This is a genomic window from Hydrogenispora ethanolica (genome assembly GCF_004340685.1).
GTDB classification, from domain to species: domain Bacteria; phylum Bacillota; class UBA4882; order UBA8346; family UBA8346; genus Hydrogenispora; species Hydrogenispora ethanolica.
On sequence record NZ_SLUN01000023.1, the window covers coordinates 46,186 to 65,177 of the forward strand.

14 protein-coding genes and 1 riboswitch are annotated in these 18,992 nt (G+C 57.3%); all 14 genes read right to left on the bottom strand.

Annotation, left to right across the window (positions count from 1 at the left end; genetic code table 11):
• Positions 1-101 precede the first annotated feature (101 nt).
• The 14 genes from EDC14_RS17270 to EDC14_RS17335 all read right to left on the bottom strand — a co-directional run bounded on the left by EDC14_RS17270 (position 102) and on the right by EDC14_RS17335 (position 18,734).
• A complete protein-coding gene (locus EDC14_RS17270; protein ID WP_243662989.1) occupies positions 102-377 on the bottom strand; it encodes a GNAT family N-acetyltransferase in 276 nt (91 codons plus the stop codon).
• Positions 346-1,116 carry an AraC family transcriptional regulator gene (locus tag EDC14_RS17275; RefSeq protein ID WP_165908095.1) on the bottom strand — a complete coding sequence of 257 codons (771 nt, stop codon included), beginning with the start codon at positions 1,114-1,116 and terminating at the stop codon, positions 346-348. The genes EDC14_RS17270 and EDC14_RS17275 overlap by 32 nt, the downstream gene beginning before the upstream one ends.
• Before the next feature lie 144 nt (positions 1,117-1,260).
• Positions 1,261-2,532, bottom strand: a complete 1,272-nt coding sequence (locus tag EDC14_RS17280) for a glycoside hydrolase family 18 protein (RefSeq protein ID WP_165908096.1) — start codon at positions 2,530-2,532, stop codon at positions 1,261-1,263.
• 252 nt (positions 2,533-2,784) lie between these two features.
• Positions 2,785-3,612 carry a polyamine aminopropyltransferase gene (gene speE / locus EDC14_RS17285; protein ID WP_132015561.1) on the bottom strand — a complete coding sequence of 276 codons (828 nt, stop codon included), beginning with the start codon at positions 3,610-3,612 and terminating at the stop codon, positions 2,785-2,787.
• Positions 3,613-4,850: 1,238 nt separating this feature from the next.
• Positions 4,851-7,391: a tetratricopeptide repeat protein gene (locus EDC14_RS17290; RefSeq protein ID WP_132015562.1), complete on the bottom strand. Its 2,541-nt coding sequence runs from the start codon at positions 7,389-7,391 to the stop codon at positions 4,851-4,853.
• A gap of 84 nt (positions 7,392-7,475) precedes the next feature.
• Complete coding sequence (locus EDC14_RS17295; protein ID WP_132015563.1) at positions 7,476-8,633, bottom strand: iron-containing alcohol dehydrogenase family protein; 1,158 nt, start codon at positions 8,631-8,633, stop codon at positions 7,476-7,478.
• A gap of 167 nt (positions 8,634-8,800) precedes the next feature.
• A complete protein-coding gene (locus tag EDC14_RS17300) occupies positions 8,801-9,610 on the bottom strand; it encodes a TlyA family RNA methyltransferase (RefSeq protein WP_132015564.1) in 810 nt (269 codons plus the stop codon).
• Between the two features lie 9 nt (positions 9,611-9,619).
• A complete protein-coding gene (locus tag EDC14_RS17305; RefSeq protein WP_132015565.1) occupies positions 9,620-10,867 on the bottom strand; it encodes an Nramp family divalent metal transporter in 1,248 nt (415 codons plus the stop codon).
• A 140-nt stretch (positions 10,868-11,007) separates the two neighbouring features.
• A complete protein-coding gene (locus EDC14_RS17310) occupies positions 11,008-12,255 on the bottom strand; it encodes a magnesium transporter (RefSeq protein ID WP_132015566.1) in 1,248 nt (415 codons plus the stop codon).
• A gap of 73 nt (positions 12,256-12,328) precedes the next feature.
• Positions 12,329-12,488: riboswitch (M-box (ykoK) riboswitch) on the bottom strand.
• Positions 12,489-12,800: 312 nt separating this feature from the next.
• Entirely contained in the window at positions 12,801-14,012 is a 1,212-nt protein-coding gene (locus EDC14_RS17315; RefSeq protein WP_132015567.1) for a deoxyguanosinetriphosphate triphosphohydrolase, read from the bottom strand.
• A gap of 106 nt (positions 14,013-14,118) precedes the next feature.
• The gene (locus EDC14_RS17320; protein WP_132015568.1) at positions 14,119-14,448 is read right to left on the bottom strand and encodes a DHCW motif cupin fold protein; all 330 of its coding nucleotides are present in this window, start codon (positions 14,446-14,448) and stop codon (positions 14,119-14,121) included.
• Positions 14,449-14,483: 35 nt separating this feature from the next.
• The gene (locus EDC14_RS17325; protein WP_132015569.1) at positions 14,484-14,711 is read right to left on the bottom strand and encodes a DUF2164 domain-containing protein; all 228 of its coding nucleotides are present in this window, start codon (positions 14,709-14,711) and stop codon (positions 14,484-14,486) included.
• Between the two features lie 526 nt (positions 14,712-15,237).
• Positions 15,238-16,386 (bottom strand): bactofilin family protein, encoded by a 1,149-nt coding sequence (locus EDC14_RS17330; RefSeq protein ID WP_132015570.1) that lies wholly within the window; start codon positions 16,384-16,386, stop codon positions 15,238-15,240.
• Positions 16,387-16,469: 83 nt separating this feature from the next.
• Positions 16,470-18,734: a DEAD/DEAH box helicase gene (locus EDC14_RS17335; protein WP_132015571.1), complete on the bottom strand. Its 2,265-nt coding sequence runs from the start codon at positions 18,732-18,734 to the stop codon at positions 16,470-16,472.
• Positions 18,735-18,992 lie beyond the last annotated feature (258 nt).

Sequence of the window (18,992 nt, forward strand, 5' to 3'; positions counted from 1 at the left end):
AGGACAGGGTGAACACAAAAGCTCAGAAAAGCAAGTGATAAAGTCGTTTTTTAGTCCACTGAAAGGATGATTTCCGAATGGACGACTTTATCACATGGCTTTTAGAAAGACAATTCCATTTGAATATCCGCCTCAAGGTATTTGTTCTGTTTCATTGGAATCTCCTGAAAACCAAATTTTCGGTACAGGATAAGCGCCGCGTTTAACCGGTGGTTGGTGTAAAGGATAATTTTCTTGACCTGCTGTTCCTTCGCCACGGCCAAACACTTTTCCATCAGCTGTCTCCCGATTTTGAGTCCTTGGTATTTTTCGGTTACCGCCAGTTTTGCAAGTTCAAAAGTACTTTCATCGATTTTTAGCAGCGAGACGGTTCCCACGATCTCCTCTTGGTATTTGGCGAAAAAAATATAACCCCTTTTTTGCCTTTAAAAGCCGCAGATTGCGCTGGAATTGATGGGGCGGCAGGCCATAGCATTCCCGAAACGCCCGGATCAGGTAATAAGGGCTTAACCGGGCAAACTCCGCTAACTCCGCTAAAGATATCTCCTCATGGCACCGCGCTTCGATATAGACGCGCACCCGCTTGAGAGTAGCGGTTTCCCTGCCTACGGGCCTGATCGTGCGGGCCTCGCCATATTTCCGCGTCAAGGCCGTAATGATCTGGAGCCATAACGAATCCCGTTCCAATCCGGCGGCGGATTCGGCCAAAAGATGGAATAGCTGTTGAAGTTGGCTATGTAGATCGCGGTCTTCAACCACGGCAACCCGAAAAAGCGGCAAGTGCCGTCCACGCCAGTCAATCGCATCGGCCAATCCTTGCATGAATGACTCGCTAATACAGATATTGCGGTATGCCCATCCCTCCGCTGTATCGACCTGCCCGGTATGGATCTCGCCAGGATTTAAAAGATCGATCGTCCCCGGATATACCCGCTTTGTTTCACCCCGGTACTGAAATGAACCCCGCCCGAAATCGTTAAAGCCGATGACATACGTTTCATGCATATGAGGCGGAAAGGCATGCCGGACTAGCTTCGCGCGGCACAGTTCAATTCCAGGACTGAGTGACGGCCGCCACATCGCCACACGTTCCTGCTCCATATCGCCGACCCGCATCGTTTCACCCCCTTCCACCATCTGGATCCAAGTTAAATCTTATTATATCGCAAATTCATGGATTGCCAAGCTTTTTCACGGAAACAATGAAAAACCTCCGGGCATTTTGACCGGAGGTTTTTTCGCGCGAAGCATGATTATTTATTATTGAAAGAGCTTCCGATAGATCGTGTTTGTCAAGGTGAACTGCTTGTCGTCGCCGTCGATCTCCCACACCATCACCCCGCCGAGGCCGTTGGCATTGACGTAATCGCATTTTTCAGCGATTGAGATCTCATCGTCATAGGTGTACATCTCCCCTTTTTGCGGGCTGTACAACCAGGGGACTCTGGCGCACTCGTCCCGGTATTTCTGATAGCCTTTGGCCTTCTCCAACTCCCTCAGCTTAAAATAGGGTTGCACGCCCCCCGGCGCTTTGGGATTATCCCAACTGCCGGTGGAAGGGCCGTCAGCGGCGGCGAACAGCCCGTCAGTCCCGCTGCCCTCCTTCACCCCTTTCCAGCCATGGGAGTAGTAGGGAACTCCCAGATTGATCTTTGCCCCGGGAATGCCGCATTCTCCGGTGAGGTACTTAATGATGGCGTCACAGTTATACCGGTTCTTGACATCGACCGGCTCCGTCTCCGAGGGATCGTCGGGGTTACTGTAAAGCGCCGCGTGATGGTTGGTCACGTTGCCGCCGTTATGAAAATCATAGGTCATCACGTTCATGAAATCGATGTAGCGGATGAATTCTCCCGTTTCCAAGAGAGCGATCTTGTCATAACCGGCCGGAGCCGCGATCGTCAGCAGTTTTTCTGCCATGCCGTTCCCGTCGAACGTCTCGCGCAAGGTCTTTAAGAGCAGGGTGAAATCATGCCCGCCCTCCGGGCCGCCGGGGCAGCCCCGGTCATTCTCGTCCCGCGGATCCCGGTCGCGGTCGACCCCCGGATACTCCCAGTCGATGTCAACCCCGTCGATATAGGGATGGCGCTTCAGAAAATCCAGGCAGCTCCGGGCGAAAGTCTCCCGGCCAGTCTCGGTTGCGGCCATGGCGTGAAAGTTTTCCCCCCGGGTCCAGCCCCCGACCGAAATCAACACTTTAACGTCGGGATATTTTTTCTTGTAATATTCGTAATTCGCCAAATGCCCCGACAAACCGTTAAACTGCATCTTGGTGTCGGCCCAATCGTCGGTATAGGCCAATCGAAAATCCTTGCCCACCGTCATAAAGGCATGATTGATATGGGTGACTTTATCCCAAGGGATCTTGCCGACCTCAAATTTTTGGTGAACCGCGCTATAACCGGACCAATTGGTGAAATAGACGACGAATCGTTTTTGCGGCGCCCCTTCGGCGCCCAAGGCTCCGGAACCGGCGGCAAATACCGACAACAGAGAAAGCCCCCATACGATGCTGGAAAAATTTTTCAACACGACATCCCTCCCTTTGGAATTTCGGACAGTAAATTTCTTATTGACCAAAAGATTTTCGTAGTGGTATAGTCCACTATGGAAGTATAGTTCAACCTCATCTGCGAATTTCCTTCAATACTATGAAAAATTTTTGCGTACTATGAGAGTTATTGAGAAATAAAATTTATCCGTTTTATTCATATTGATTTAAAGTGGCAATAAAAACGCCACCCGCGGAATCTCCGGAGTGGCGCGTTAGGAAACCGAATAAACTTATTTCACCAGGTCCGCTGCAAACTTCGGCAATTTGAAGGCGCCGAAATGGACATCGGGCGTATAGTACTTCGTCTCCATGGCTTGAAACGTCGCCGGATCGGCCTGCAAGGGATCCCATTTCTTACTGGCCAACGTGAAACTCCACAACCCCGACGGATAGGTCGGAATGCTGGCCAGATACAGATGTTTGATGGGAAAAACCCCTTGCAGATTGGTATGAATCATCCGGATCACGTCCTGGTTGACGAACGGCGATTCGCTCTGAGCGACCATGATTCCATCCGGCGTCAGGGCCTCATAGACATCTTGATAGAACTCCCGGCTGAAGAGTCCCACGGCCGGACCGATGGGCTCGGTGGAGTCCACCAAAATGACATCATACTTTCCCTTGCTCTGCCGGACATGTTCCACGCCATCGCCGATGGCCAGCGTCACCCGGGCGTCGGTCAAGGCCCCCGCGATACTCGGCAGATACTCTTGGCTGACCTCGACCACCCGGCGGTCGATCTCGCCCAATACCGCCTCTTTGACGGAAGTATGTTTAATGATCTCCCGGATCGCGCCCCCGTCTCCGCCGCCGACCACTAGGACCCGTTCCGGGCGGGGATGCGTATTCAGCGCCACGTGGGTGATCATTTCATGATAGACAAACTCGTCGACCTCGGTCGTCATCACCATGCCGTCCAATACCAGCATCCTGCCGTACTGGATCGTATCGATGACCGCCAGATCCTGATATTCCGTCTTTTCCACATGCAATGTCCGGTTGATCTTGCACGACAATCCCAGATTGGGGGTTTGCTGTTCCGTATACCAAAGTTCCATCGGCTTTTCCTCCTTAAGTCCCGGGGCGAGTCCAAGAAAGGTTCGAATGTATCGTGAAATCGTATTGGTCCCGTCCCAATCGAAGATACGAAAAAGATTATATCAAAATCATTTTCGAAAATAAACCTTTTTATCCGCCATGATCCGTTTTTCACCGGACGTGATCACCATTCTTCGGAACCCAAAGGCTTTTGGGCCCCGGAACCCGGTGGTTCCCCAGCCCGGTTCGGGCAATGTCATCAAGCTATCGTGGAAACTTTAGCTGACGGGTTGAACGCCGACCCGGGCGATAAATCACCCGGCTACAAGGCGAAAGGACCTTGAAAGGCCCTAAAAAACGGGATAAAAATATTCTGCTTAAAATTAGCCACGGAAGGGGCTGCGCGTAATGCCATCCCTGGCCGCTCGCCTTTAGCCGTCCTGGCTTGGACTTCCATCTTGTAGCCGGGGCATTCATGCCCCGCGGACATCAACCGTCAGGGCCGGGGGTTAGGACCCGCGACGGCATGACTTATCCTTCAATCTCTTCCGTGAGTGAGCGGAGCGAACTTGGTCCTCGGGAGTAGCGTCATTTTATGACAGATGACCGGGTTGAGACGCTGAATGAGCTCATTTTGCGAATCACGGATCTCTTTTGGTGACAAAAAGAACTCTTTCAGTCGCTCAATGAGCTCTTTTTGGGGAAAAAGAGTTCTTTCAATCGTCGAGCGAGCTCTTTTTGTGAATAAAAGAGCTCTTTTTGTGAATAAAAGAGCTCGTTTTGTAATGAATGAGCTCTTTTTGTGGATAAATGAGCTCTTTTTGTGAATAAAAGAGCTCGTTTTGTGAATGAATGAGCTCTTTTTGTGGATAAATGAGCTCATTTTGTGACTGAAAGAGCTCTTTTTCGGAAGAATGAGCTCTTTCAGTCGTCGGGCAAGCTCTTTTTGTGAATAAAAGAGTTCTTTTTGTGAATCAGTAAGCTATTTCTGTGGATAAACGGGAACATTGAATAGGGTCAATGAATCTTGGCTGTGGATAAGTCGGGAAAGCGCAGCTAAAAACCGTTTAATGTCAGGGGGGTAAAAAGTCGATGGTTTCGCTTGGATGTCAACGAAGCGATTCCTGACCCGAACCCCGGGACCGAGGGGTCTGGTCGCGCTTTTTTCGATTATTTCATATTTTCATATAAAAAGGCTGGCCCTGGATTGCTTCGGGGCCAGCCTCTGAACTTAATATCCTGTCCCGTCCGCCATCACTCAATTCTTCGCGCCGGGTACCGGCTGGACCATGAGGCGGGTATCCTCGCCGTTGAAACGGTAGCGGATATAAACGAACTGCACTCCGGGTTGCACAACGGGCCGCCAGACTAGCGGCTCATCTCCCTGACGCCACGCCGACCAGATCCGCAGATCATTGCTGACCGACCAAGCGAATTCCGGCTCTCCGTCAGTAGGACGAATTTTGATGAAGCCCGCCGGACCGTCTTCAATCTCAAAGCGCACCGGAAGGTTCCGGCTCAACCGTTCGTTCAAGCCCGCTGGCGTGTAGAGAACGCGGTTGCCGGCCCGATCCTTCAAGAGCAAGCGGCAGTAGACGACAGCGGTCGGGTCCAGTTCCACGCGGTAGTCATTTTCCTGCCATGGTCCCACCGCCAGCTCCTGCCAATCGCCGTGCGGATGAAAGAGGTGCAATTCGGCAGTAACCGGTTCATCGGTCTGCCATGATAGCGCCAGTCGCTCCGGCTCGCCGGTCTCGAAGGTGAACTGCGCCACCCGGGGCGGCTGGGTATCCGCTTCCACCACCGTCGAAGTCTCCACGACCGTGCCGGAGCGGTCGCGAACCCGCAGCACAATCGTTTTGGGCCCATCGCCGTCCGAAAGAACAATCTCCGCTTGGGGCCGGTAGGGCAGCCACGCGGGATCGGCCGCCCCCGCCTCGCTGAGGCTCATTTCCAATCCGGCTGTTGGCGGGGTTTGGAGCATCACCCGGCAACGAATCCGGCGGTCGGCAGTGAACGGTTGCGCCTCGAGCGCGATGGACACCGGAAGCTGCGGAGGGCTCTCCGGGGCTTGCAATGTGAGATAAGCCCGCCGCCAAATGCCGGACGCCCCCTGATACCAGAGGCGCAAGTCCTGGTGACCCGGTTGGAAGAAAGCTAATGGAATCGCGAATGCCTGAGCCGCTTCCTCCCCGACCCACGCTCCGCCGGAGGAGAGATTCTCCACGATGAGCCGCACCGGTTCCGAGAAAGAGAGGCGGACGGCCGTAGGACTGATCTCCGGCGGGCCCGGCGTAACCGCCGGAGCAGCCGCCTTCGTCTTTTGCAAGTAGAGCGCTTCCCCTGAGAGTCCATTGCCGGCCGGGAGCACCCATAAGGCGTCGGGATTGTTCTTGAGGACCAGCGGTCCGCCCCACCAAAACTCCCACTGCCAGTGGCTCCCGTCGGGGCTGAACCAGAAGCCGAGGAGATCCTTGGTGGCGCCGCTGAGGATCAATAAGCCCTTCCCTTCGTGATTGACCGTTAACGTTCCGTTCAGCAAGGCGCTTTTGGCCGAGGCCAGAGCCTTGGTTGCCGCTTTCTGATCTTTCTCCGCCTTGGCCGGTTCTTTCAGTTTTCGGTACACTTCGGCCCGTTGCCGGAGCAAAGGCGCAAAGTTTGAATTGACCGCCAGTCCCTGGACGAACAGGTCGAGGGCGGCCGAATCATTTCCTTTCTTGAATTGCTGGTTGCCGGCTTCCAAAAAGCCGAGCAATGCGCGGTGATCCAATTGAACCGCCGCCAGAAAGTTCTGGCGGGCGCGGGCCGCATCGTCCTTCCGGGCATCCTCATATCCCGCCCATAGCTTGGCTAGCGAGCGCAGGTCGCTGTCACGCCAATGCTGACCGCCGGACCCGGGAGCGGAACCGGTGCCTTGGTGGTAGGCCAGCCAGTTGAGATAGGGATCCCAAAAGCGGTAATCGGGGAAGAGGGCTTTGCCGTCGGCCCAAGCTTGGCGCGCCGCGTCCGGCGCCCCGGCCAACCACCCCACCCAGCCTTTGAGTTCCTGGAATAAGACCCGGGGCAGCAGCTCATCGCCTGAAGTTCCACGACTCACCGCCGCCGCGGCCGCCGGATCCCCCACCGCCAGATATGCCTGAGCCAGCATTTTTTCCCGGGTGGCCTGATACTCAAGGGGCAAGGGATGGGCTTGAACGAGATATCCCAGGGCCATATGGTATTGGCCTTTCTGCCAGAATGCCGCGCCCCGGCGCAACGCCGCCAGGGGTTCCTGGCGGTCGGCCAGCGCCGCCAAGGCCCGCTCCGGCTGCCATTCAAATAAATAATAATCGGCCAAGGCCAGCCGGGCCTCCAGGGAGTCGGGGGCATTCGCCAGCGCGCGCTGGTAATACCAGAGAGCGGTCTGTTTTTGGGAATAAAAAGAATGATAATCTCCGGCCAGCAACAGTCCGGCAGGGTCGTCGGGGCGGATCGTAAACAGCCGTTGCAGTTGTTCCCGGAGCGACCGGCTCCGTTCCGCTTCGACCTTTGGCAGCAGCGGCTGCAAATCGCCGCGGCGCTTGGCCGACTCCGTCCAAAGGAGCGTCCGCATTGAAAAATAGCGGGCCAATCCGGCGGACTGATAATACGTCCGGGCCAGCTCCAAGCGGGCCGCCCCATCCCAGGGGGCGGCCGTCAAACGTTCCACGAGCGCCGCGGCCTCGGGAGGGGCGGCGGTATCCGGGGCCGCCGTCGCCAGGGGCGTCAGCAAAAAGATGGCCATGAGCGCAAGGGGCCCAATCGTTGTTAGTTTCCGCATCAGCGGCTCCTTTCTTTCGAAAATAACGCCTTTCAGCGCCGGATAAAACAAACCCTTCCCGGGTCGATAAGGAAGGGACGGTGATTAAAAGTTTTCCCGCAGGATGTTCAGCAGATCTTCCGGCCTGGCCTCCCGGGGGTTCGCCTTCAATGAACCCGAGGGCAGGCTCTCCGCCACGATTGCCGGCAGGTCCGCCTCGGCGAGGCCGAGGCTCCGGATATGGGGCGGGATCCCCAATTTCTTCTCCAGCCCCATTAAGGTTTTGATGCCCATGGCGGCGGCGTCGATCGGGTCCATTCCGCCGACCGGATGGCCCAGCGCTTTGGCGATGGAGGCGTATTTTTCATAACTGACCGCCATGTTAAAGCGCATCACCGGCACCAGCAGCACCGCGCAAACCAGTCCGTGCGGCTTGCCGGTGCGGATCCCGATGGGATGCGCCAGGCCGTGGACCGCCCCCAACCGGGCGTTGCTCAAGGCGACTCCGGCCATCAGGCTGCCCAGCGCCATCTGGGAACGGGCCTCCGCGTCATGACCGTTTTGATAAGCCCGCAGCAGGTGAGCGCCGATCCGTTCGACGGCCGACCAGGCGTAGATGTCCGTCAACGGGCTGGCGCCGCGGGAAGTGAAGGCCTCAATTCCTTGAACCAGAGCATCCAGTCCCGAATAAGCGGTCGCCTCCGGCGGCAGGGAAAAAGTCAGGCCCGGATCGACCACCGCCACGGTTGGCGTCAGTTGCGGTCCGCGGATCGACTGTTTGATTTGGCGCTCGGCATCCGAGAGCACCGCGTTGAAGGTCACTTCCGCCCCCGATCCGGCGGTGGTCGGAACCGTCACGATCGGCAGGCCGGGAGACTCAATCGGCCCGCCGTCAAAATAGTAGCCGATCCCTTGGCCGGTCCGGTAAAGCGCGGCAATGGCCTTGGCGGTGTCCATGGCGCTGCCGCCGCCCAGGCCCAGCACCCACTCGACTTGTTCGCTCCGGGCCAGTTCCAGGCCCTTGGCCAGCGTCCCCAGGGACGGTTCCGGCTCCACTTCGGCGAAACGGAACGGGGTCAGCCCGGCCTCGGCCAGCAAGCTTTCAATTCGCGCCAATACGCCGTTATGGACGGTGGAATGCCGGCCGGTGACCACCAGGACCTTGGTTCCGAAGGGCTTTCCAACCGCCGGAAGTTCCCGGACGGCATCCATTCCGAAGACGATCCGGGTATTCAACGCAAAAAATTGTGTGGCAGACGGCATCACAGGCTACCCCCGTTGGAAACAGAATCACAATCGATAAATGATTCGCCGTCGGCCCGGGATCTCCTGCGTTCATCGGCCCGATAAAAAATGGGCGTATCATTCGCCCATTCGGAAACGCGTTGAAACCATCGGATTCTTTTGCGGTTTTACCGGCGGGCAGCCGGTTACGCGTCTTGGAGCGCGCGCCAGGCTTCGGCGACCACCCGGTCCGGTTCCAGATCGGGGGCGGCGGGATGTTCGGCCGCCAAGCGCCAGTGCCCGAGATACTCGATATTTCCCTCCGGTCCCCGGATCGGGGAAAAGGTCAAGCCCATCAGCTTCCAGCCCAAACCGGGTCCGTTCCGGATCAAGCGTTGCAGGACTTCACAGTGGACCCCGCTATCCCGGACCACCCCTTTCTTGCCCACTTTCTCCTTGCCGGCTTCGAATTGCGGTTTGATCAGGGTGATCAGCTCGCCGCCGGGCCGGATCAAGTCGCGAAACTTCGGTAAGACCAGTTCCAGCGAGATAAAGGAAAGGTCGGCAGTGATCAGGTCCGGCGGCTCCGGCAAGCGGGAGGAATCGAAATAACGGATGTTCTCCCGTTCGAACACCGTCACCCTGGGATCCTGGCGCAGTTTCCAGGCGAGCTGGCCATATCCGACATCCACGGCGTAAACCCCGGCCGCTCCCGACTGCAGCAGCAAATCGGTAAAACCGCCGGTCGAGGCCCCGGCATCCAGGCAGATCCGGCCGGCCACCGCGATGCCGAACCCGGTCAGGGCCTTGGCCAGTTTATGGGCGCCCCGGCTGACATATTGCGGCCCGCCGGTCGTGACGGTCACCGGTTGAGACCCGGGGTCCACCGTTTGGCCGGGCTTCTCGATCCGTTTGCCGCCGATGCTCACCTCGCCGGCCATGATCGCCCGTTGCGCTTTCTCGCGGCTTTCAAAGTATCCCTGCTCCACAAGCCAAGTATCGATCCGTTGTTTCATGGTCCACCTTCAAAAGATCGGAATGAAGATATCGGCCGTATAAACCACCGTCAGTAAAATGATGGCGCCGACCGTGATATAGGAAAGGATATTAAAGAACGGTTTGTTGGTATGTTCCCCCATCACCTTGGGGTCGTTGGTCAACTTCAGCATAAAGATCAGGATGATCGGGACCAGGATGCCGTTGATCACCTGCGAGACCAGCATGATCGAGAATAACTGGCGCACCGGAATGAAGATAACGCAAGCGCCGATAGCAATCAATAAAGTATAGAGGGTGAAAAAGATCGGCGCTTCCTTGAACTTCCGGTTGATGCTGCTCTCCCAGCCAAAGGCTTCGCAGATCGCATAGGAGGTCGAGAGCGGCACGATCCCCGCCCCCAGGGTGGACGCGCCGAACAATCCCAGTGCAAACAGGTACTTGGCGTTGGCGCCGGCGAGCGGCCCCAACGCCCGGGCCGCATCCTCGGCCGTACTGACCACGACGCCCGTCTTGTAAAGGGTGGCGGCGGTGGAAACGATGATGAAAAAGGCAATAAAATCCGTGATAAACGCGCCGATCAGCACATCGGCCCGTTCATAAGCGTAATGTTCGATGGCGATCTCCTTATCCACCACCGAGGATTGCAGAAAAAACTGCATCCAGGGAGTGATGGTCGTGCCGATCATCCCGATAAAGAGCAGGATAAACTGGCCGTCCCACACAAACTGGGGATGAACCGATGCCTTGAGCACCTCATGCCAGTCCGGCTTGGCCAGTACCCCCGAGACAACGTAGGAGAGGAAAACCAGCGATAAGATTAAGAAAGCCTTCTCGGCCAAGGCATAGGAGCCCTTTACCACCAGAAGCCAGATGAGCAGCGCCACCACCGGAACGCTGATGATGCTGGGGACGCCGAAGATATCCAGGCTGGCGGCGATCCCCGCGAACTCGGCGATCACCGTCCCGATATTCGCCAAAAACAACGTGACCATCGCAAAGAGGGTCAACCGCACCCCAAATTGCTCCCGGATCAGATCGGAGAGCCCTTTGCCGGTGACCACGCCCATCCGGGCGCTCATCTCCTGGATGATCGCCAGGCTGAAGGTGATCAGCAGCAGCCCCCATAGCATTTTATAGCCGTACTTGGCGCCAATGGTGGCGTAAGTGGCGATGCCGCCCGCATCATTGTCGGCGTTGGCGGTGATCAAGCCCGGCCCGACAATGGTCAGAAAGAGCAAAAACGAACGCCACTTGCGTTTCCAAAAATCCCGCATCTGTTCCTCCACATCCGGGGACTCATCCCGCCCCGGATCCCCAATCGTTTACCGCCCCGCTGTCAAAAATTTTCAGGCTGTCCGGCGCCAAACCATCTCACCGGTTTGATCATGTTGCCGACGGACCTGATGCCATGGGTTCAAAGCCGTTTTTTCTTGGGCCGCAACAATTCGTAGACCACGTCATCGATGATGACCACGCCCAGCATGACGGCATCTTTATCGACCACCGGCACGGCCAGCAGACTGTATTTGGAGATGATCTCCACCAGCGAGTTGATGGGGTCGTCATCCCGGACATAGATCACCTTGCGGTTCATGATCTGTTCCAGGCGGACCTCGGGCTGGGACACCACCAGATCGCGGAGCGACAGGATCGCGCTGAGCCGGTTCTCATCATCGACCACGTACAGATAGTAAATGGTGTCGGATTCCGGCTTGAGCCGCCGCAGTTCGGCCAGGGTCTCCTCCACCGTCATCGTCTCCTGGAATGAAATATAATCGGTGGACATCAGGCTGCCGACGGTATTCTCCGGGTACTCCATCAGTTCCCGGACCTCTTCCGAAGTTTCCTGGTCCATCTCGCTCAATAGCTGTTCGGCTTTGTCTTCATGCAGTTCGTCGAGGATATCCGCCACTTCGTCGGCGGGCATCTTCTCCAGCACGTCGGCGGCTTTCCCCACCGGCAGCTGATCCAGGATGCTGTATTGGACATCCGACTCCAGCTCTTCCAGCACGTCGGCGGCCCGGTCGTGGTCCAGCGAATTGAAGATGGCCGCGCCGGTCTTCACATCCAATTCCTCAATGATGTCCGCCAGTTCCGAAGGATGCAGGGTGCTCAGTTTGGAAGCGGTCGTCGACAACCGCAGGTTATCGAGGGGCGGGCCGATCGGTTCCATGTTGCTCCACAGGATCAACTTGCTGGGAAGGCTCTTGCCGAAGATCTCCAGCATCCGCTGGGTCGGTCTGGCCAGGTCCAGGCGGCGCATCAATCCCTCCATGCCGACGTCGACCGCCACTACGTAAAAACCGCTGGAAATGGCGGCCATGCGGATATCGTTCACCCGCACCACTTTTTTGCCGTCCATATCCACGATCTGCTTGTCTAAAATGTGCCTCTTTAAATAAATGGAGTGTTCCGGCGGTTGGGCCTCAATCATTTCAGCGCACGTCACCACATAGGCTTTCTTCTCCTTGTTCAAGGAGATCCCCCGCCAGTCCAAAGTCTTCAGCTCATGATCCCTGGTGCTGACCACGCAGGCCACTACTTCCGGCCGTTCGGCGTTGGTACTGATCAATTCTTTCAATACCCCGATGAATTCGCCGTCAGGAGTATGAATCTTGCTGTTCAGCAACCGGCTGAGATAAAAGCTCTTCATGACAGCCACGGATACTCCTCCCCTCACTCCAAAAATAACAAAGCTTTCACCGGTGAGCGAACGCAGTGAAAGCTTCAAGAATACCCCATCACTCTCGTCCGAGTTTTGGCACTACAAGGCGTTGAAGATGCGTTAGATGATGCCTTGAATTCGGCAAAATCTGTTGACCAGCTCAGATTGTCTCCAATCTTACGCGGTAGCAACCCTTATCCTTGTAGGAGCCTCACCTACCGAGTCTATACAATTGTCTTTGCCCATAGTATATGCAGATGTCCGGGATTCCGTTAAAAATCGTACTGTTGTCCCCGCGGCCGCCGCGCAAAAAAATAAAACCTCCCGGAATCGAGAGGTTTGCGCGCAAAACGGACCAAACCAAATCAGCCTAACAGCGGCTCCGGCGGGTGAATGCGATGCAGTTCAAGTTTCCGTGCTTACTAGGGCCAGCCTCCACCACTCACCACTCCTTCGGTTTTCCGTGAAAACCACTGTTGATATAGCCTTATGATAGATCAAAAGGATGCCTTTGTCAAACCATTATTTGCCGCAATCTGCCGTTATTTCCCGAAGCCGTAGCCCATGACCTTGGTATAGGGTTCGAACATCATCTCATAGATATCCATCGCCTGCCGGTCGGTGAGTCCGGCCAGATAATCCCCGATCAAAAGCGCCTTGACATTCTCCCCGTCCCCGGCGAGTTTGACGCCGCCCCGGGTCACCTGGGCCGGCAACAACTGCGGATTCTCCCAGAACCGCTTGAAAAGCCGTTCCAGGATGAGCTTGCCCTTTTCCACCATCATCAGGACCACCGGATTCTTATAGACTTGATCGTAAAGGTAGGTGAGGAGCATCTCCAGATCCCGCTTCCGGAGCGGCGACAGCTCCACCACCGGCCGTTCCAGCCGCCGGATGGCGTCCGGCGAATCGAGGGGCAGGGCCTCCAGATTGCGCTGGGACTGAAGGATGCAGTCCACATTGAATTCATTGATCAAGTGCCGGATCAGCCGGAGCGTCCGCAGCTGATTGGTGAACCGCCCCGCCCGCGCTTCCTCGGCCGCGATGGCCGCCACGATCTCCTTGATGAGCGGGATCTCCAGCTCGGCCACTTCTTCCCAATGGACCAGCCCCACCCGGAGCGCGTCGTCGAGGTCGTGGGCAGCGAAGGAGAGCATGTCGGAGAGATTCACGATCTGGGCCTCGATCCCCGGCAGCGGAAATCCCTTGAATTCCGGTGGCAGCTGGGGATTGTCAAAACGGGTCAGATGCCGGGCGATGCCCTCCCGGGTCTCGTAGGTCAGGTTCAAGCCCGGAAAACTGGGATACCGTTCTTCCAGCCGGTCGACCACCTTCAGGCTGTGCAGATTGTGGTCGAATCCGCCGTAACTCTTGAGTAGTTCGGCGAGGATCTCTTCCCCGGCGTGTCCGAATGGCGCGTGCCCCAGGTCGTGGGCCAAGGCGATGGCCTCCACCAGATCCTCGTTGGCCCGCAGCACCCGGGCGAAGGTCCGGGCATGTTGAGTCACTTCCAGGGTATGGGTCAGCCGGGTCCGGTAAAAATCTCCTTCATGGACCACAAAGACTTGCGTCTTGAATTGCAGGTTTTTGAAAGCCGCCGTGTAGATGACCCGGTCCCGGTCCCGCTGGTAACAGGTGCGGTAATCATCCTCCTGCTCCGGATATTGCCGTCCCCGGGTCGCCCGGGCCTTGGCCGCATACGGCGCAAGCGTCAATTCCTCATTGGCCTCATTCCGTTCGCGAAACGAATTCATCCTGATCACCCCGCCTCATTGGACTCGATATTGCAAGAATTCGGGAAATAACCGAAATCACCTTCCGTTCCCGAAGCTGATTTTGGCGATTCACGAGGTGAAAGGCTCAATCGACGATGAACAGCTTGGCTCCGGTCTCGGTATAGGAGCGGTGCGGATTCAGCTCGTCGGCCACCTGGTAGCTGGTCCCGGGGGTCAGGACGAATTTCCGGCCGTCGCTCAGCTCGGTGACCAGCTCGCCTTCGAGGACCAGCAGCACATGGCCGCGGCTGCACCAGTGGTCCGCCAGGTATCCCGGAGTATATTCCACCATCCGCACCCGGATGTTGCCCATCTCGAAAGTCCGCCAATAGGCGACTCCGTTGCTGCCGGAATGCTCAGTCGGGACCACGCTGCTCCAGTCGATGGTTTGAAACGGCACGTCGGTAATCTTCATTTTGCCCTCCTTGTTTCGTAGCGCCTTGACACGGCTTAGAGTTCCAAGCCATAAAGGTCGTCCAGTTTATCTTTCATCAGCGCCACGCAATCCTGGACCCCCTGGTTGTAATAGACCGGCCCCAGCTTCTCCGTGACGAAATCCAACAGCAACAGCGCTGCCAGATCGCCGATCTCCTCGTCCCGCACCGTGAAAAAGTATTCCTGGATGCATTTCTGCATCGCCGCTCTTTGTTCCTTACTCAACTGAATTTTGGGCTTCATGCGCAATCCTTTCCCAATCATCATCTGGAGAACTTGCTTTCTTTTTACCAATTATAGCCATGGGCTTTCATAATTGCAAGATGGGATTCCCGTTCTTAACGAATCGGAATCATTCCGTCCCCGGTCAAGCCCGGGTCCGGGCGCGGATCCCGCGCAAGCTTCCGCCGGGATGGCGGAAGATTCCGCAAGGGTTGCGCCGGGTCCGGCGGCAGTCGCGCAAGCCGTCGCAACCCTTGCGGGGAATTTGGCACTTCCTCCGGAAGGTTCGGCGGACCTGCGCGCCGTTCCGCCACGATTGCGGAATGCCGTGGCAGCCCTTCGGAATGTCGCGGACGCCCCGCCGAATCGCCCGCCATAACTGCGCTGTGTCCCGCGGCCGGGCCGGCGGCTTCCTCCCTTGCGCCCATAAAAAAACAGAGTCTCCCGGTTCGCCGGGAAAAGGCTCTGTTAGAGAATTCATTTCATTGCTTGACGACGGTTCCCGGCGGCGGGAAAGGGTTTCCCGTTCCCAACCGGTTTGCCGTTCTCAAGCCCGGTAATCCACCTGATGCTGATCGCGAAACTCAAAACGGATGCCGCGCAGCAACATTCCCACGCCGACGCAGTTGGTGACCATCACCACCAGCAGATTCAGCAGCGGCAGCGTGCTTAAGACGGCCAGGATCAACCCGCCGATCACGATCATCAGGATCGGGTGAAGCCGCGAACGGAAGATCAGCCGGCCAAACCAGAGGTTGACGAGAATCCCCGAGAAAAAGAGGAGCATCAGATAGACGAGGACCAGCAGGATGACGAGCGGCAGGCTGACCAGTCCCAGATAAGGGATGATCCCCGAGCCCAACAGCAGGATCAACAGCGGGATGACCATCAGACTCAATAACCCGGCCAACAGATTCTTCCGGAAATTCAGGACCGTCGGCTCAGTCAGCGCCCAGCTGGACTTGGGGAACAAGCGGTAGAGGATGATGCTGATGAGCAGGCTTCCCAACAGCCACCCCAGGAAGAAGATGAACATGAAATTGCCGCCCCGTTCCTGGCGCGCCACATAGCCCCGGCCGATGGCGACCCCCTTGACCTTGGCCGGGTTGGCCGACAATCCGGTATAATCGGTGACCCGCCCGTCGATGGTGAGCGGAGCTTTCCACACGACCTGGCCGCCCCGGATCGTGAGGTCATCGCCCAGATGGCCGCCGATCTGGCCGTAGGTGTTAGCCGTCACCGCCACCGGCCCCAGGACCTCCCCGGCCAGTTTCAGCTCGATGAAGTTGCCCAGAATTCCCTGGCCCACCCGGGAACGGGGTCCGGTGGACAACCGGAAGATCCAGCCGGTCAGACTGCGGCCGATGGAACCGTTCAGCGTCAGCTCCATCGCGGCGACCCGGACGTCCCGGCCGACCGCGCCATTGATCTGCAGCCGCTCCGAGGCCGCCCCCAGCACGCTCCCTTCCACCTTGCCATTGATGACGACCTCGCCGGCCAGCACCAGCAGGTCGCCCCGGATCGTGCCGTCCACCACCAGGCGTTCGCCATTAAAAAGATAATCCCCGGCAATGGTCTCGTTCTCGGCGATGGTCCGGTCGCCGCCCGCCATCTGCCAGGATTCCCCCCAGGCCGGCAGGGCGGCCAAAATTATCAAGCATGCCGCGATCGCGGCAATTATCAGATTCCGTTTCATCACTATCCACCTTACACAGTATCGGTCCAACCAATCAATCCTAAAAACTTTCGAAAGCAGGACTCCCGGTCATCCGGCGGCGGTCAGATGTTGACCTGAATGATATCCCGGTCCATCCGGTCCATGCAGTCGCGCAATTTCGCCGCAAGGATCGGATCCTGGGCGGCGCAGGCCGCCTTGATCTGGCGCATGATGTCAATGCCGCGCCGGAACGCCTGAACAATGTCGCCTTCCTGGATCCCGCCGCCATCCCGGATCAGATCGGAGAAAAGCGCCCCCTGGCTCCAGCGGAAGGCCAGATTGCTGAGGCTGGGATGGAAGACCGCGTCGCGCTCGTCCACGCCGTAGCGGTAAATCAAGTTGCGGATGATCGTCTTGACCGGCCGGACGTCGAAGGGAAGCTGTTTGGGGTAGAACTCGCCCTTGCGCGGTTCATAATCGATCCCCACCAGCAAGGCGTTGAGCTGATCGGCGTCGAGCTCGTGAAAGAGGCCGCTGAAGTAGAGTTCGGTGATGAGCAGCTCCTGGGTATAGATCTGCGCGGCGAACTCGCCCCGCGGCAGCAGCTGTCCTTCTTTCAGATAATCGAGATCCTCAAGAATCTCCGTTTTGAGCTGCAACGATTCATTGAATCGTCCGGAGACCACGATCTGGCCGGCCCGCTCTTGAAGCGAGGCCACCCGCTGATGCAATTCGGACCAGTCCCGCAGCAACTCCTCGCAGCGGCCCTGGCATTCCTTGTCGCAATCCTTGGAGGCGACCCCCTCCAGGTATTGCTTGATCTCGTCGATCTCCGCGGCAATGGCCGTCCGGGCCCGCCCTTTGATAAAGCGCAGCCGGCGCTGTTTTTTCTTGAGCTTCTGCCGCAATTTCATATAAATCAACGGGCAGCACGGGTTCTCCCGGTCGGTGCAGAGATCGGCGCTGAGGTGGCTCAAGCGTTGGGTGTCGTTGGCCAGCTGTTGCTCGAAACGTTTCTTATCGTTGCGCGCCTGATAGGTCGCGAAATTCTGGTTGAGGATCACTTGGATCTCGTCGCTAGCGTGGTTGCGGTTCAGGTTGATGACCGAGTTGTAGGAGAGGTTGAACTGGCTCTTCAGTTCCTCGATCTCGTCCTGCCGGGTACTGGGGAACTCCTCGGGCCGCAGGTTGCGCAGATCGGCCAGGATATAAACGGTTCCGAGCCGGTCGATGCCGCGCCGGCCCGCCCGGCCGGCCATCTGGAAGTACTCCAGGTTGGTCATGGGCCGGAAGCTGACGCCGTCGAATTTCGATGGGCTGTCAAAGCAGACGGTCCGCACCGGATAATTGATGCCGACGGCGAAGGTCTCGGTGGCGTACATCACTTTGATCAGGCCCATGCCGAACAGGGTCTCCACGATCTCTTTCAGCGCCGGCAACAGGCCCGAGTGGTGGTACCCGATCCCCCGCACCAGCAGGTTCCTGGCCTGCAGCACGGTCTTTAAATTGCTGACTCCGAAATCGGCCACCATCTTGTCGAAGACCGCCTCGGCCCGGCCCGCCTCCTCTTCGTTCAGGAAGCTCCGGGTGAAGCTCAGCTCCTGCGCCTTGACCTCGCACATCCGGCGGCTGAAGACAAAATACAAACAAGGCAGCTGCTGTTTTTTGGTCACGAATTTCAGCAGGTCGAGATGGGTGGTTTCCCATTCGCGGCGGTCGTTCAGCGACACGTAGTCCTTCTCCTGGAGTTCCTGGCGGTACCGCACCACCGACTTCAGATCGGTGGCGTTGAGGTGTTTCTCGAAGACGTAGTGCTCCAGCGGTACGGCCCGTTCTTGCTTGACGACCACCGTGACGGGATGGCCCTTGATCTCATGAATCCATCCAGCCAGCTCGTAAACGTTGGGAATGGTCGCCGACAGGCCCAGCAGCCGCATCTCCTTGGGCATGAAAATGATCGATTCTTCCCAGACCGTGCCCCGGTCCTCGTCGGATAAGTAGTGGATCTCGTCGAAGATGATGTGGGAGATGCCCTCCAACCGCGGCAGATCCTGGTGCAGGATGTTCCGGAAGATTTCCGTGGTCATCAGACAGATCTCCGCCTCGGAATTGATCACCACGTCGCCGGTGACAATTCCGACCTTTTCCGCTCCGTACAGCGCCTTGAACTCTTTGAACTTCTGGTTGGAGAGGGCTTTGATCGGCGCGGTGTAGATCACCCGATCCCCCTTGGCGATCGCTTGATCGATCAGGTAGTCGGCGATGAGCGTCTTGCCGACGCCGGTCGGCGCCGAGACCAGCACCGAATTGCCCTCGAGGAGTTGGTGGATGGCTTCCTGTTGAAAATCGTCCAGTTTCAGATCACGATAATATTCCGGTACCTTCATGAAGTGGTAATAAAACTCCTTCCGCCATTAAGCGAAGTCACATCTCTCAACGAAGCGCTCTCAGCTGCTGCCAACCCGCTTAAGTAAGTTAGTCCGGAGAATTGCGCCAACCCGGCCGGCTATCGGGGGCCGGGCCTAACCATAACGGCAATCCTCTCTGTCAACAAGAAAATATTCGTGGAAAATCGGCTAAATCCTGCTGAAAGGAAAAGCACCTTACGGTGCTTGATCGTGATGCGCGTTCCTTTCTCTTGTTAG